15 protein-coding genes are annotated in these 15,040 nt (G+C 36.1%); 2 read left to right on the forward strand and 13 right to left on the reverse strand.

Annotation, left to right across the window (positions count from 1 at the left end; translation table 11 throughout):
• Positions 1 to 106: 106 nt before the first annotated feature.
• The 3 genes from ACERII_RS00430 to ACERII_RS00440 all read right to left on the reverse strand — a co-directional run bounded on the left by ACERII_RS00430 (position 107) and on the right by ACERII_RS00440 (position 2,009).
• Positions 107 to 748 carry a YpjP family protein gene (locus ACERII_RS00430; RefSeq protein WP_373639412.1) on the reverse strand — a complete coding sequence of 214 codons (642 nt, stop codon included), beginning with the start codon at positions 746 to 748 and terminating at the stop codon, positions 107 to 109.
• A 263-nt stretch (positions 749 to 1,011) separates the two neighbouring features.
• The gene (gene sda, locus ACERII_RS00435) at positions 1,012 to 1,164 is read right to left on the reverse strand and encodes a sporulation histidine kinase inhibitor Sda (protein ID WP_373639414.1); all 153 of its coding nucleotides are present in this window, start codon (positions 1,162 to 1,164) and stop codon (positions 1,012 to 1,014) included.
• 596 nt (positions 1,165 to 1,760) lie between these two features.
• Positions 1,761 to 2,009, reverse strand: a complete 249-nt coding sequence (locus ACERII_RS00440; protein ID WP_373639415.1) for a hypothetical protein — start codon at positions 2,007 to 2,009, stop codon at positions 1,761 to 1,763.
• 278 nt (positions 2,010 to 2,287) lie between these two features.
• On the opposite strand from ACERII_RS00440, the gene ACERII_RS00445 reads away from it, so the two are divergent.
• Entirely contained in the window at positions 2,288 to 2,395 is a 108-nt protein-coding gene (locus ACERII_RS00445) for a sporulation protein YjcZ (protein ID WP_373639416.1), read from the forward strand.
• Between the two features lie 110 nt (positions 2,396 to 2,505).
• Here the strand turns inward: ACERII_RS00445 and ACERII_RS00450 are convergent, their stop codons facing one another.
• Entirely contained in the window at positions 2,506 to 3,660 is a 1,155-nt protein-coding gene (locus ACERII_RS00450; protein WP_373639417.1) for a glucose-1-phosphate adenylyltransferase, read from the reverse strand.
• Positions 3,661 to 4,172: 512 nt separating this feature from the next.
• Here ACERII_RS00450 and ACERII_RS00455 point away from each other — a divergent pair.
• Positions 4,173 to 4,253: a YjcZ family sporulation protein gene (locus tag ACERII_RS00455; protein ID WP_373639660.1), complete on the forward strand. Its 81-nt coding sequence runs from the start codon at positions 4,173 to 4,175 to the stop codon at positions 4,251 to 4,253.
• Between the two features lie 64 nt (positions 4,254 to 4,317).
• Here ACERII_RS00455 and ACERII_RS00460 read toward each other — a convergent pair whose 3' ends face one another.
• The 9 genes from ACERII_RS00460 to ACERII_RS00500 form a co-directional block, all read right to left on the reverse strand.
• On the reverse strand, positions 4,318 to 6,066 hold the full coding sequence (locus ACERII_RS00460) for a Rieske (2Fe-2S) protein (RefSeq protein WP_373639418.1): 1,749 nt from the start codon (positions 6,064 to 6,066) through the stop codon (positions 4,318 to 4,320).
• A gap of 159 nt (positions 6,067 to 6,225) precedes the next feature.
• A complete protein-coding gene (locus ACERII_RS00465) occupies positions 6,226 to 7,500 on the reverse strand; it encodes an ATP-binding protein (protein WP_373639419.1) in 1,275 nt (424 codons plus the stop codon).
• Positions 7,501 to 7,588: 88 nt separating this feature from the next.
• On the reverse strand, positions 7,589 to 7,843 hold the full coding sequence (locus ACERII_RS00470; RefSeq protein WP_373639421.1) for a hypothetical protein: 255 nt from the start codon (positions 7,841 to 7,843) through the stop codon (positions 7,589 to 7,591).
• A gap of 387 nt (positions 7,844 to 8,230) precedes the next feature.
• A complete protein-coding gene (locus ACERII_RS00475; RefSeq protein ID WP_373639422.1) occupies positions 8,231 to 8,980 on the reverse strand; it encodes a sulfite exporter TauE/SafE family protein in 750 nt (249 codons plus the stop codon).
• 451 nt (positions 8,981 to 9,431) lie between these two features.
• Positions 9,432 to 9,908, reverse strand: a complete 477-nt coding sequence (locus ACERII_RS00480; protein WP_373639423.1) for a hypothetical protein — start codon at positions 9,906 to 9,908, stop codon at positions 9,432 to 9,434.
• 104 nt (positions 9,909 to 10,012) lie between these two features.
• Positions 10,013 to 10,174 carry a hypothetical protein gene (locus ACERII_RS00485; protein WP_373639425.1) on the reverse strand — a complete coding sequence of 54 codons (162 nt, stop codon included), beginning with the start codon at positions 10,172 to 10,174 and terminating at the stop codon, positions 10,013 to 10,015.
• A gap of 321 nt (positions 10,175 to 10,495) precedes the next feature.
• Positions 10,496 to 12,811: a transglutaminase-like domain-containing protein gene (locus tag ACERII_RS00490; protein WP_373639426.1), complete on the reverse strand. Its 2,316-nt coding sequence runs from the start codon at positions 12,809 to 12,811 to the stop codon at positions 10,496 to 10,498.
• Entirely contained in the window at positions 12,804 to 14,048 is a 1,245-nt protein-coding gene (locus tag ACERII_RS00495; protein ID WP_373639427.1) for a DUF58 domain-containing protein, read from the reverse strand. The genes ACERII_RS00490 and ACERII_RS00495 overlap by 8 nt, the downstream gene beginning before the upstream one ends.
• A gap of 1 nt (position 14,049) precedes the next feature.
• Complete coding sequence (locus tag ACERII_RS00500; RefSeq protein WP_373639428.1) at positions 14,050 to 15,006, reverse strand: AAA family ATPase; 957 nt, start codon at positions 15,004 to 15,006, stop codon at positions 14,050 to 14,052.
• Positions 15,007 to 15,040: the final 34 nt, after the last annotated feature.

Raw genomic sequence — 15,040 nt, forward strand, 5'->3', positions numbered from 1 at the left:
GGAGAAAAATCGTTTATATTCTAAACATAATCTTATGCGTAGAATATAATGATTCAATAAAAATCCTTAGTATCAATAATCACTGATACTAAGGATTTTCCATCTACTATGACATCCATTTTGGCGGAGTATTTTTATCCCAATATACTTCCCCTAATTCATGGTGTGTTTCAAAATCATCGTCACTTAAATGGTAATGAAAATTAAACCAATATCCATCTTTCGGTCTTATGTCACGTCGTACATCAAACCTTGCAACTTCTTTATTTGTTTTCTGATTATAAATATTGAAAATTTTCTCCCCATACCCTCTTGCTGGCTGTTCTGAGATACTAAAATTTTGGATATCCTCTTCTCCTGCTTCTGCTAGGATAGATTTCACAACATCTTCCATATTTGGCATAATATTATTTATCAAATCTTCTTCTACTTGAGTAATAATTTTAGGACCGAGTTTAGTAACCATCTGTTCCTTCGCTAAATCCGTTAAGAAGTCTATATAATATTCACTAGTATCATACTCTTCAGATCCAACATAGCTATTGGAAAAATCAAGTTCTTCCTCTAAATTACTTGTAAAATTATCTTCAGTATATGACGAAAGGTCTTGTTCACCTATATTAGAATTTGAATTTGAGGAATACTCTTTATTGTCTCCGTGAGCATCTAAATACGTCGGTGGTATGAAAACACCCAACGTCATAAAAGTTATAAGGATTACGGAAATTTTCTTAAACCAAAGTTTCATGAGACTATCTCCCTTATATGTACTATGTACCAATATTGTAACACGTCAATTGAAAATGTCTATAAATCTCTTCTTCTTAATCTGTAAAGTCAAGACTTGAGGCAAAAGACCTTATCTTACGTAGTTTAGTAGTAGCCAGGGAATACAAGAGCCCCGGTCAAGTAATTGTAAAAGATGAAGAGGGAAAATACTTACATTCATGCATAATTATAAAAAATAAGAGCTGGCACTGGCCAGGCTCTTATCTTATTTCTTCTTACGTTCTAAATAGTGAACACTTTTTCCGTTTTTAATGCTTTATATAAACCTCTTAAATTTATTTCAAATTCAAGTAATGTTAAGAACTCACTGGATAAACTAAGATCTTTTGCTATATCATATGCTTCGAGTAACAGCTCATCGCTTAATTGGCTCACCTACATCACCTTTTCTCTTGTATTCTATAATATAATTATAAGGGATATTCCGACTATTTTCACTATCTTTTTTGAACATTTTGTTAACAACTGAGAATATTTTACTATATTTTGTAATATTTCGTTAGATTTTTATGTTGGATAATGTCAAAATTAAGAATATTACTCTCTCTATACAAAAACAATAGGAACTTAGAATTACTTGTATCTTGTATGCATAAAAATGAATATACAGATGTTGTACTCAAACCTCTGAACCTATATCAGATGATAATAACCTGATTAGAAAATTAGTGCTTTCAACTATATATATTGTTCGTAAATCCACAAACTTCTTGAAAAGCTAGTACGGTTTCAAGGATGTTTACAATGTCCTGCGGAAAGGAGAACAGAAGTGAGACTCTGTAACAGACAGGAGCTAGGATGGAGAAATGACGTCGTTTATCCCACAGGAGGTATGGGTACGTACTTAGACAGAATTCACGAACGTTGTTCGGCAGTTCCACCAGCGTAGTTGAGACCGTGGAGAATGAACAGCAGCGGTTTTTCTTACAACAAAAGCGGCGGAATATTACTTAGTTCCACCTCTTTATGTATTACAAAGTCTTTTGTTTAAGGAGTGTTTCACAATATTCTTTGCAAACAGCTTGAGCAATAAATCGCTCTAGCATTTCATCCAAATCTACGTGGATGTCATTGTTTTTCAACAATCCAGAAAATGTTTGGTAATCAAATGTGTTAGTAAGATTCACATTTCTATCGGGATGCAATTCTTTCAATTTTTGGTTAATCTGTTCCTTTTTTGGCGCAGGAAGGGTTTGTATGGTCGTAGCATGATACCTCATTGATCGTTCCCAGAGGTTTGGCAATATTAACGGTAGATCCTGCCAATGTGACGACCAGCGTTTCAGGTTATATTATATATCAGTAAGGTCTGCATTTCGCATATTCCTAAACACGAACTAATCGTACACTACAGAATTTTCGAGGTAGACGAATTAATATTTTGAGACGTCATAGGCAAATATACAATCAATTCCTTCAATAAATCATACGGTATAATTAGAGAATCAAATTCTCGTTAATAACATTTTGACTTTCAAATTTAAGGAGGCTGAAAAGAATGTCACATACACAATCCCATTTTGGAGGCTTTGCCTTTGTTTTAGTGATTTTCGTACTTTTAGCAATTATTGGTGCAGTTGTTGTTGGTGGCGGTTACGGATATTAATCTGAATTAACCTAAAAGCCCACAAGAGATTCAATAAATGTAACATTTCTTTAACACTATAAAACTTATAAAAATGAAAAAATCACTTCTTCACGAAGTGATTTTTTTATTTACCTTACACTAAAAATTCTACTATCCTCAATAATGGATGTTCCAACTAATTCAATCTTATTATTATTAGGTTTCAACTTAAAATTCATCGGTAGAGATACACCTTCACCGATAATGGCATTTTCTATAACACAAAATTCTCCAATAGTTGCTCCAGGCAAAAGCACTGAATTTTTTACAACTGATCCCTTTCCAATTTTAACTTCCGTAGATAAGACAGAGCGGGTAACTTGACCGTAGATTTCACAACCACCACTTATGATTGACTGCTTCACAATCGCGCCTTCATCAAGGAATTGAGGTGGAGTTGTTTTTTCAACGGTATTAATCTCCCACCCTCTGTTTGATAAAAATATATTAGTATCATTTTTTAATAAGTCCATGTTTGCTTCCCAATAGCTTTCAATTGTTCCAACATCTTTCCAATACCCGTTGAAAGTGTGTGCATTCAATTTTTGATTATTTAATAACATACTAGGGATAATGTCCTTCCCAAAATCTTTAGATGAGCATTCCTTTGTCTCTTCCTCTATCAAATATTTTTTTAATACGCTCCACTTAAAAATATAGATACCCATCGATGCTAAATTGGAGGTTGGAAAAGCTGGTTTCTCTTCAAAATCGACTATTCTGTTATTCTTTTCATCTATGTTCATAATACCAAAACGACTTGCCTCATTCCAAGGAACCTCCATTACAGATATGGTAACATCTGCATCGATCTGCTTATGTTCCTTAAGCATAATGTTATAGTCCATTTTGTATATGTGATCTCCTGAAATGACAAGCACATTCTCTGGATCATATTGTTCAATAAAATGCATGTTTTGATATATCGCATGAGCAGTTCCTTCGTACCAATGATCCGAATCCTTACATTGATATGGTGGAAGAATTGTTAACCCTCCATGCTTTTGTTGAAAATCCCATGCATCTCCATTCCCTACATATGAATGTAATAAGTGAGGTTGATATTGCGTCAATACTCCAATTGTATCAATTCCGGAATTTTTACAATTACTTAATGTAAAATCAATAATACGGTACTTTCCTCCAAATGGAACTGCAGGTTTTGCATTATAATCGGTTAAGTCTTTTAACCTTGTTCCTCGCCCACCAGCTAACAGCATTCCTACACAATCTTTTCTTTTCAAATTAATTCCTCCAGATCCATTATATATATTAAAAATTAAAGACGATCACCCTCAAGAAGTGTATAAAAATCTTCGTCTTCCATTTCTTTTGCTATTTCATCCTCTTCCTTTATAATTTTAGAATTTTTTTGCATTCAGCCACCACCTAGTAAGTTAGTTATTTAATAACGGAATTTATCGTAACACATTGTTAAGGTTTCCCATATTAAAATATTCAGACTATTATTGACTAGGAATTACATTTTCTGACACACTATCGTCGTTGTACTTATCGATTTAACATGAGAAATCCGAGCGATAATCGGAAAATGACTTTAAATGTCTGAAACATTCACGAACTTTTTCTTACTTCTATTCACAAAACATTCATGTATATTTATTACTATATAAATTACAAACAAGAAGTTTGTGAGATCTAGGGTAACATCCAAACAAATTAGAGTACTACACATATGATAAAAATAAAGGAGATAACGTCTCCTTCTATGTCTTACCATAAGGAGGCTGGAATAATGTATTACACTAATGGTTTTGCGTTGGTGCTAGTCTTGTTCATCCTCTTAGTAATTATCGGCGCAACCGTAATTGCGTAATTAGTCTAGACATGTTAAAAAGGTGCGTCAAAAGGACAGTGTCCTTTGACGCACCTTTTGTTTTTTATTCCTCAAATAACTTCTCACCTCGATGTAAACGCATAGCGATTCTCGCAGTGTGAGGAATTTCTCTTGAAGTAGGTGCATGTGATGCCAAGTATCTTGTCACTGCAATGATGAGAGTTTCTTGTGCCTTTAATGAAAGTGACGAATCCTCTTTCCTCCAATGTTCATGTTCTGTTATAGCAGCTTCAAACATTTGAAAGGAATGAAACTCCGCATCTTCTCTTAATAGCGCATGACCTAGGGTATTAAACAACTCCACTTTATCTCCAGAACTCTCAAGATATGTTACTACCCACTTTGCAGCTTCGTCCGTTTGTTGTTGTTTATTTAGTAATTCTAATAGTTCATTCGTATTGGATATATGTGTACAATTCTCATCTACCTTGGGTCTTCTAGCTGATGGAGTATTTAGAAACCGATCTAGATAAATACTCATTGCCCCATGATAAATTGCTCTTGTTAGCTCTTTACTTGAAGATCTTCTCAATGATTCATGTACTGCGTGGGTGTGTGTGAATGTATGAAGAACTGTTATCCAGTCGCGAAATTCATTTTGTACGTGAAAACGAGCAACTCTTTCAGCTGCAGCTACCGTTACTAGCTGTGCTAATCTAGTTGGTGACATTTTTTGCTGTAGTGCTTTTGTTAATTGATGAATGGTTTCTATAGGTTGGTCACTTAATAATTGTTGAACAAGTTCTTCCTCATCAACACCGTGTTCATCTGTGGTACTATTCTCGAAACTAGGTATTCTGGAGAATGCCTCTTGAAGCGGTTCAACAAGATTAATAGGGGCTTGCCAACTATTAGATTCTTCACTTCTTGATGCATTTGCTAATTCTGGGAGTAATGAAGCTAAAATATATTGTTTATTTTCTCCCCCTAATTGTGAAAGAACCTCAAATGCCTTGTTATGAAAATCAAGCGTGTGACCTACGTTCATATAAAAATGATCCGTAATTGCTGTCATCATCATATCTGACAGTTCCTCTGTGGATGCACCTATTTCAATAGCAGTTAATAATACTCTCTCTGCACCTTGGGTATCCCTTACCTCTATACTATGTCTGTACCACTCTGTTAGTTGTTTCATGGTTGGTTTCTTTTCAGTATTTGGTAAAGGGCCAAGTAAAAATCGAGTTCCCATGCTTGCACTTTCTCTTGCAACATGAACTAATCCTTGATATAAAGCTAATATTTTACCATTTTTATCTAGGTATGGTAGGACATTCGTCATTGCAGTTAGGATTGTTAATCCAGACCTCCAACCCCTCTGACGGTGTTTCGTTCCAAACTCTACCCCTATTTGCGCAATGTTCTTTGGTGATTCTCCATTTTCAACTAACCCTACAACCGCTTTTGCAATAACTAGACTAATATTTTGTTCTAAACCTTCGCGCAGTCGTCTTCTTAGTTTCGCTACGGATTGTTTGTTATAGGGAGTTGGATTCACAAAAACTTCTTCTGCTTTTACTACCACTGGATAGGTTGTTACATCATCTGCCCACGGGTCTAATGTCCCACCACTTTTTATATCAAAACGAGCATGGTGCCAATGGCATGTAAGGATCCCATCACAAGTACTGCCCATATGTAATGGAAAACCTAAATGAGGGCATCTGTTGTCTACAGCATAAACATGGTTATCTTCATATAGAACTGCAATACCATGTCCGCCACCTTTCACTACTTTTACCCCTACATCTTCTAATTCTTGAAGTTTACATACGTAAATAAGATCTTTCATACTGTAACCTTCCTTTCTGTCTGAGGATTACAAAAAAAGAAACGCTTACATATAGTCTACTATATTTCCCACAAAAATCTGTAATTGTTTGTTCTAGTTTCGTTCGGATTTCCCAGCGTTGGAAACGCTTTTGTCTCAGCCTCTTTATTTTTCGTTATTCTATTCACTAACTGCTATGTGATCAACACTCTTAAATAAAAGTTGAAACGTCGTTCCTTCCCTCTTTATACTAGTAACTGATATGCGACCGTTTAATGTATCTACTAAACTAAACACCACCATTGTACCTAATCCTGTTCCTTTCTCTTTCATGGAGAAGAATGGTGTTCCCAGCCTTGATAATTCCTCTTCTGTCATACCAACACCCGTATCGGAAATCTCAATACTTACAAATTTACTTTCTTTAGAAATCTTTATTACTAAATCCCCACCACTTGGCATAGCCTCTATTGCATTTTTAGATAAATTAATGATAATTTGATGGAATTTCTTTTTATCATTCTTTATTAAATATGCCTCATTTTGTTGATGTTTCACTTGAATATGAACATTATTCATTAACGCTAAAGGATTTAGGACGTTCACAGTATATTTTATTTCTTCAATTACATCCAGTTGTTCTAAATTTATTTCTTCATAAGGTTTTGCATAGGTCAAATAATCCGTAATGATTGATTCTGCACGATTAAGTTCTTGCAATGCAAGCCCTAGATGAAGATTTCTTTTTTCTATTTCAATCTTCTCATCATTCATTACAAGTTGAATAAAACCTTTTGTAACCGTTAGTGGATTTCGAACTTCATGTGATATGGAGGAAGCCATTTCACTTAATCCTTTAAACTTATCTTGAATATAATAATTTTCCATCAATTCATTCGCTTTTCTTAAATATTCAATTAAATATATAACACCAACAGTTACGAATAAATTAGTAATTAAACTTACACCTATCAGTCTTGGCGGGATATGTTCAAGTGTACCGAACCATAAATGGCAGATAAGAAACTCAAGTATTGGGTAAAACATAGCTATAAACATAGAATAGATCAATTTTTGTTTTAACAATAGAGAGTTAAATCTTGGAATATACCAATAGTAAAGAAAAAAAAGCACAACTGTTATGGTAATTAAATATACATAGAAACCGTCGCCACCAATAAAAAAGCGATTCACTACTGAAAATATAACCAAAGATAAAACGACATTTCTCCCACCGTAAATTGCACCAATAAACATTGGTATAAAACGAAGATCATAAACATGTCCATGTTGCTCGTATATCGGAAAATGCATACAGAGAACTATAGATAGTGCCGATAATATAACGAGTACGTACTTACTATTTTTTTTGAATATTTGATGTATAGTAATAAATATATGATAAATAAGAATACTAACAATAATTATTAGTATATTGATATATACATTTTCCAATACACGCCCCCCTTAATACTCCTTGACTTTTATATAATTCGCTATGGAATACAAATAATCCTTGTTTAGAGGGATACCTCACATGAGTCTACTTTTGCATCATCTCCTTTAGTAAAATTGTGGCTCTTAAACAAACTTTCTTCGTTTCACCCTCACTCATCATGAAATGTTCTGCTGTTACTTTGATTGGGGTTTTTCCATTAACTATAAGTCTTCCATGTTGTTCTAAATGCGCTTTTTCCACTTTTCTAAAATAAAGAAACACCGATTTTTCAGGCTCTGGAAGCTTTTTAATCAATTTGTCTCTCTGCTCAAAATAGAAATCTTTCTCATACTTCCTCATACAGTCACCCCTTTCCAAAACTAATAGTACTAGAATATCATGATCTTTCGGAAAACAAATCTCTTATCTCCTAATTCAGAGAACCTATTTTCCGAAAATAGTGATTGTAGAAAAAGTGTATTAGATAACAAATTTAACACAAGGAGGAACATCATATACTTTATAATGGATCCTAAAAGTCCACCCATATTTATCCTAAATTTTGCGGCCACTGATGATCATAATTTTCACCAAAACACTACCATTAATACTGATGCAAAACGGAGTAGGACGTGGGGAATAATTCGTGGGAAGATTGTATTTGACGTATAGTAAGTTCCATAGACATTACCTAGAAATGTTATACATTCTCTTCTTAGAAAAAAGATTAACCTACAACTTTGTTAGTTATGGTAGTAGTAAGCGCAATCCTCCAATAGTAGCTAATATTAATATAATGGTATTAAAATGCTTTTGTGGAATTCGCGGCAGTAATTTTATTCCTAAATATGTTCCTACCAGAATAGCAGGAATTAGACATGCATTAAAAGTAATTGTTCCTATTGTAATTAAACCTAGGCTAATATACATAGGAACTTTGATTAGATTCACGGATAAAAAAAACCAAGCACCAGTACCAATGAACTTTTCTTTAGGCAATGCAATCGCAATGAGAAAGATAGCCATAATTGGGCCCGCTGCATTCCCTATCATTGTTGTAAAACCAGCTAATGTTCCCATGACTCCAACAAACCATTTTGTTGTTGGCATTGATTCCAACCACTTCGCACCCCATCGCTCTCTCGATACTTGGACACCAATCAAGATTAGTACCAGGAGACCTAGAATGATTTCAATTGGTCTACTTGCTTCAATTGTATATAACAGTATAAACCCTGCGATAATTCCTCCAAGAACCCAAGGAATAAGCTTTAACAAAGTCTTCCAATCAACACTTCGGCGATAATATGTAACTGCGATAATATCTGCAGCAATTAACATTGGTAATACAATCCCAATCGACTCTCTTGCTGGAAAAATGGTAGCCATTGTTGCAACAACAAGAATGCCTAATGTAGGTATGCCTGTTTTTGAAACACCAATTAACATTGCACACAAAATAACCATTACAATTTCAAACCATTGTAATTCTAGCAAACTATCATCTCCTCAAGCTTTTTCCTATGTAGATCACTACTTCACTTTTACTATATAGAAATGATGTGAAGATGAAAAGAAAAATTGCCTGAAATACTACACCTAGTATAGTTCTGGCTTAACTATCCAATAATTAATTTATATAAGTGTTTAGGAGGTTTTCACACAATGTTCGATCTTATAACTAAGTACGTGAGAATTTTTTTTGTTGTTGATTTTTTAAATAACTGTGGAACAACGCAAATTTCAAGTATTGATGAAAACAAGTATGGCTGGGGAAATTGGAATCGAAAGACTAATAATTAAACTCCTCGATACTTATCATCATCTATTTAAATAAAGGTTAAGTTAAGGACAATGCTGATTTTTATCGAAGGTGCGAGACTCATTCCTAATTAGTATTTAGTATTCGTATCTCTCAGCGTAGTTTTATATCCCATTGTGCACTAGATCATTCATTCCCTGTTGTAAATAATAATCTGTCATAATGTGATAGTTCCGGATGTTTATCTAGAATCTTCATTTCTATAACAGGTCCTGCAATAATGTGTACAAAGTTATTCTCTAGCTGTATGACGATAGAATAAAGAAGTTCTTCGTTCGGAACTGCTCCATATCCGAAGACGTTTTTTATCAAAGAGTTAGAAGATGAATAGCTAGAGGCTTTCACTATGTATTTTTGACTAGACAATGGGGGGCATTCTTCAAATTCCAAAGGGGTCGGTGTCTCTTGTTCATAAAGGCAAAGAACATCATCACCATTTGGTAGTTCATACCATTCTAGTCTCCAAAACCCTTGACCTTCCCAATTCTTATCGTGCCAATAAATATTTTCTGGAGCGTGAAAAATAAGTGAGTTGTTGTGATGATAAGAACTTAAGTATTTCCCGTATGTTCCCCCTAGAACTTTCCCTTTCAGTTTTATCATGACTTCCAATTATTACTCATCTCTACCTCCTAATACATCAGGTATTCGTAACGATAGTTTTATCTCATGAATGGGTTAAATTACACACACACTATTCTCCACTTCTAGAAGATTGCATTTTTTAAGAAGAAAAAAACATAAATCAATGCACTACAAATGGTAATAAACAATCCTACCATCACAAATCCATAAATAAAGCCCTTTCCCATTGCAACTAAGTCCAAAAACATATTCTTTAGACCATCGAATACCTTATGCAATATCATACGCACACTCTCCCCTACTGTAGAAAACTGCTTCTATTCTTTGTACTTTATCTTACCATATCTCACTATTCAATTGGGTAAGAATGGAAAACACATTCCCTCTACTGCAATAAAATTACTATCTCTTTAACTAGGCGGGTTATTTAAGATTGGAAGGAAGTTTTCCTTCTGGTTACATCTTAATTATTCCTTTGGAAGGATAACTTGGGAATCCAATCTACCCTTGGATTCCCGTTTCCTTCTTCTAAACTTCATTCGGGGGAATAAAACCACTATTCGTTTCCCGCTTTCCCCTTCTTAAAGCTCTTCCGGGAATAAAGATTATCCCTTCATCCTTTTCTTTATATCCATTACCTTTTTTCTGGTTTTTTCAAGATCCACTTTTCTCATACCTCTGCTCCCATACTTCGCCTTATCAAATAAAAGGAGTACCTGCATTAAATCACCTTCTAATTTACTATCTTTCTCCCCCCATCGAATAAACGTTTCTCTCATCGTTTCATATTCCTCTTTTTCATACCCTTTTCGGTTCGCAAAACGAAGAAAACGTTCAAACTCGATGATTATTTTCTCATTTAAAGTTGTTGCTAATCTCCCTTTTTTCCAATCCCTCCATATTCTCGAAAAATGCCATGACCGTTTTTTCCCCACTACGACAAGAGCAACAGAAAGAACTGCGATACTTACGATTAGGCCAACGTGGAACCAAGGAATGTCAGAAAGAGAAAACGTTCCTTTATCTTCCTCTTGTCCATCTGTTGCTACATCTATCTCTTCTACATTTTCAGCAGGAACCTCCTCAGTCGCATACAGTGTCGGAAGAGAAAACGCTGGCGTCGGTTCAAAAGATATCCATCCATACCCCTCAAAATAAACTTCGACCCATGAATGTGCATTCGAATTACGAACTTGGAACGTACCAGGTGCAGTAGGATCTTGCTCCATAAAATAATAATCTATTTCTTCCTCCACACGTGTTCCTTGAGTATATCCCTTTACCCAACGCGCTGGGATATCCAGAGTTCTAGCTAGCACAACCATTGCTGTGGAGAAATAGTCACAATACCCTTCCTCCACCTCAAAAAGAAAACGATCCACAAAGTCCGTACTTTCTCCCAAACTAGTATCTGGCTCTGTCGTATATTCATAGGTATCTTTTAAAAACGATTCTATTGCCAATACTTGATCATATTGAGAAGCATCCAGATCAACAATTTCTTCCGCTAAGTCAAAAATACGGTCCGGTAACTCTTCTGGTAGTTGCAAATACCTTTGCCAGTATCCTTCTTCTAGATTGACGTTATTTACCATTCGTAAACTCGTTTCATCAATGATGGGGATTTCGGAAACAACCTCATATTTCATAGGAAAAGCAGTTTCGTCGTCACTTACAAAATGGATTTCTTCTGAATGTGGAAGCCATATGAATGAGTTTTCAGCATCCTCGTTTTCCAATGAACGATACTCAACGATTGGGCTTCTTTCTTGACTCAAACCTACTTCTTCTTCAAAATAGTCTGTTATAGAAAGCTCTGATATAGAATAAGCACCAAATAGAACAGGAAACGTTCTTCCAATTCGCGGACTAAATGTGATAGTTTGAGTAATCTCCCGAGTTTCTAAAAGAGAAGTATCAATATAGTCACGATCACCTTGAAACGTGCTCGCTTCCCCATCCACAAACACAGCTTGTTGGAACAGTTCATCCTCTTTATCCTCCACCCAGCCTGCTCCCGTATATAAAGAACGAGATTCTCCACGATAATAAGTAGGATAAGACGTATCGATTGTCATAACAGGAGAGTAGTCGAACGAAAACCCACCCCCTAGTTCCTGATCATCTCGACTATACCCTGAAATACTATCCCCACTAACTGGTAAACTACTGTTGGCATCACTATTCCTATTTGGATTTACACCTGTTTCCACTTTGGAACTACTATGTTTTTTCCATAACGTGTACGGATCTGTAACGAGAGGTCGAATATCAGGGGCAAATATTCCAGTAAACACAACGATAGACATAATCGCAGCTATTGGAACGATAAACGTTTCAGGATAGTCAGTTAAGTGTTCCCACGCCTCTTCGCTTTTTTCCCTTAGTGCTCGAAACTGATGTACCATTAACAATAAAAGAACTGCGCAAATCATTATGACGATATCGACCCACAAAGATAAGGAAGTAAAGGTATCTAGTACAGAAAAAAAGAGCACACTAATAAAAAGAGTTCCTACCGCTCGCCACTTTGATTCAAACCACCTAATTGTCACAATATAAATGATCCATGTACCTAATACAATCAGAAACACGGGAAGATAATACAATAACTGATCTCCAACAAACAGGATTGCTTGCTGCATTTCATCCCAAGATGTAAAGGATACTCCCCCAATATCCCACTCCAACCAATAGACTAACACTCCAAATAAAAGGAAAAATTGGCACATTCGTCGAAGCCATGTTCGGCGAAATAAATACATCTCTGTTACACAAACAGTTAGTAATACGACGATAACGATTGGTTTTGTACCCTCCGCCCAGTAAGAGGAAAGCCACGTTAACAACGAATAAAGAAAAACACCAGATAATAGAATGACACTGCGTTCTAGCCAGTCCACCTGTTTCTTCCTATTCATGGAGTTTCCCCCCTAACACCGCACGTAGATCATCTAACGTTGATACACTATAAACGTTAATCCCTTCCTCTGCTAACGATCGTTCCCACTTCTGGAAACCCTGCTTCCTTTGTTTTCCTATAAAAAAATGACAAGGTTGAAGATTCATGTGCTTCAAGAAACGTAACTGGTGGTAGAGTGCTTCACTCGCTACTGGTGTAACTACAGCAATAACCGTTCCTGGTACTAGCTTCCTTCTATTATTTATCAATTGATAAATTGGCATTTTTCCATCGCGATATACGTGGAGCAGATGCTCTTCCAGACGGTAATGATGCTTTTTCCCAACACTAGGCTCAATATAATTTTCATAACAGTGCAAACCCACAGGCTTTTGTTTCCTGATCATGTAAGTAATAAGAGAAGCACAAACGGAAACAGCCAGCTCGAAATGATTATCATCACTGTAACTATGAATATGACGATCTAGTATTACCACCGTTTTCCTACGAGCCTCTCTCTCAAACTCTTTTGACTTCAACTCTCCCGTTTTCGCTGTAGCATTCCAATGGATGTGCGATAGTCTATCTCCATGAACATACTCTCTGACCCCATCAATCTGCGTCGTTTCCCTTTGATAATGTAAGGAAGAAGAAAGCTGGTGAGCTGCCCTCTCCACAGTGTGTACGTCTTCCCAATAGGAAATCGGTATCGTCTTCGGAAACACACGAAACGCGGCTGAAAGATCCATTACACTTTTATGCTCCTGTAGCTGAAACACATCGCTTGTCGTACATTCGGTTGTTCCAAACACATAAGCCCCCCGTTGAACCTTAACAGAATAAGTAATATCTCCTTTTCTATAAGAATTCGGAACAAAGGACGATTCATGTGTTGTTACACCTAATTGATGATGATGCAAGCTATCTTTGACGAAAACATGTGTAAGTGGCCAAAACCCCGGCAAGAGATATTCCATTTTCACCTGTATGGTATCTCCCGTTTCCAAACGACCGTTATCTGACATTCCCTCCTGATCTATGATCCTCTCACCCTTAATTTCCATAATCCCACTCCATTTTTCCAAAGAAATCAAATAGACAGAAAGAATTGTCACAATGGTAAAAAGCATAAAAGCTAATTTCCCACCAGTGAACAAGAAAAAGAGGAGACTCGAAAACCAAATAATAACAACACTATAAAAGAAAGGTCGCTGTTCTTTGTTTTTCGGAAGCAATATTAACAAATGATTTCTCATCTTACTTCTCCAATCGAATAGGAACCTTCACACTTTCCATAATTGTTTGTAATACCGATTCCACTCTGTTTTCTACACTCGCTTGAGACTTCAAAATGATCCGATGAGCGAAAACATAGAGAACTAATAGTTTCACATCATCAGGAGTAACAAAATCCCTCTCCTCCACATACGCATATGCTTTTGAGGCCTGCACTAAAGCTAAAGTTGCCCTTGGACTAACACCTAAAAAGATCTGAGCATGCTCACGAGTCTTTCTCCCTATTTCAAGGATATAATCTATCACCGATTCCGCTATATGCACTGACTTCATTTCCTGCTGCATTTTCATAATGTGTTGCATATCTGTAATCGCTTGCAATTCCTCTAGCGGATGGACACTACTTTTGGAAAACAACAACTCTTTCTCCGTATCTTTGTCTGGATACCCCATTGTAAACTTCATCATAAATCGATCTAACTGCGCTTCCGGCAAAAGGTACGTTCCTTCAAACTCCATTGGATTCTGTGTTGCCATCACAAAAAAGGGTTGTGGCAGTTCGTAAATGGTTCCATCCACAGATACTTGTTTTTCCTCCATTGCCTCCAGAAGTGCGGATTGTGTTTTCGTAGATGCGCGGTTAATTTCATCTACTAACAAGAAATTTGTCATCACTGGACCTGGTCTGAACACAAATTCCTCATCCTTCGGGTGATATATTGAAAACCCTGTTATATCCGTTGGAAGTAAATCTGGGTTACACTGAATTCTCCGAAAGTCTCCCTGAACTGTTTTCGCTAATGCCTTCACAAGCATTGTCTTCCCCGTACCAGGTACCCCTTCCAGGAGGACATGCCCACCAGCAAGCAAGCAGGTCATTAACAGCTTAATTTCTTTTTGTTTTCCTAGAAGACATTTAGAAAGGTTCTGTTCTATTTGTTTGATTATATGTGAATGTTTTCTGCTTTCGTCGCTCATTTTATAGATCCCCCAATACATTATTTTTGTATAA

The organism is Evansella sp. AB-rgal1 (assembly GCF_041820985.1).
In the GTDB taxonomy this organism is placed as follows: Bacteria; Bacillota; Bacilli; order Bacillales; family Salisediminibacteriaceae; genus Evansella.